At 64.9% G+C, this 853-nt stretch carries 2 pseudogenes; both read right to left on the bottom strand.

The window, feature by feature from the left end:
- A pseudogene (locus tag EN914_RS36935) lies at positions 1-389 on the bottom strand (haloacid dehalogenase type II); the annotation flags it as partial.
- Positions 390-669: 280 nt separating this feature from the next.
- A pseudogene (locus EN914_RS38585) lies at positions 670-853 on the bottom strand (hypothetical protein); the annotation flags it as partial.

The following is an 853-nucleotide window of genomic DNA, read 5'->3' as shown; positions in this document are numbered from 1 at the left end:
TTGCCGTTCGAAAGCGAGCCGACGATGTATTTGGTCTTCAGCCGCGTCAGGCCCGCCACGGCATCCGGCCAGGCCTTGACGCGATGCCAGCCGAGGTTGATGTCGCGCAGGTCGTCCTCTCTGAAGCCGGTGACGCCAACATCGCGCATGGCCTCGTCGAGCAGTTCGCGATGCAGGTCGTCGAGGAGGCCGTAGTCCCGCGTGCCCGTGGTTACTTCATCGAGCATCCGGTGATAGCCGTGGCGCCATGCGTCGGCGACGGCGGCCCAGTCGCCGTTGACGCCGCGCTTGCCACCGAGTTCCTTCATTTCGGCGACCAGGCTGCCGCGCCAGTCCACCACGGATCCGAATGTGTCGAAGACGATGGCTACGGGTTTCTTGCTGGACATGGCGGTCTTCTCTTAGAATTTGGAAAAAGGGGAGCACCGGCGGGTTTCGCGGTGCGTGCTATGAGGCGCATCGTATCGAGGGTCTTCCTCCCATCGAAACTAACGGAGAGCCCGGCCAAGGAAAGTATCCGTTGGGCACCCCCCACCTCGCGGAACGTGGCGGCAGCCTGCGTCGCGCGGCGGAAGGCGATCGCCGCGCGACGACTGCGTTCAGGCGAAGGCGATCTGTACCTTGATCGCCCGGCTCTTGTCGCCTGCCAGCAGGAAGGCGTCATTGGCATCAGTGACCGGCATGGTCGCGCTGAGCAGCGGCGCCACGTCGATCCGGCCCGAACCAATGAGCTTGGCGGCGAGAAAACGCGCCTGCGAAGCGGAAGCTGCCGCGCAGCACCAGTTCCTTGCCGACGATGGTCGAGATCGGCAGTTCGGGGACGGCGCCCTGGCCGACGAGCACGATGGTGCTG

It is taken from the genome of Mesorhizobium sp. M7A.F.Ca.CA.001.08.2.1 (genome assembly GCF_003998455.1).
In the GTDB taxonomy this organism is placed as follows: Bacteria; Pseudomonadota; Alphaproteobacteria; order Rhizobiales; family Rhizobiaceae; genus Mesorhizobium; species Mesorhizobium ciceri.
This window is presented reverse-complemented; position numbering and strand designations above follow the sequence as displayed.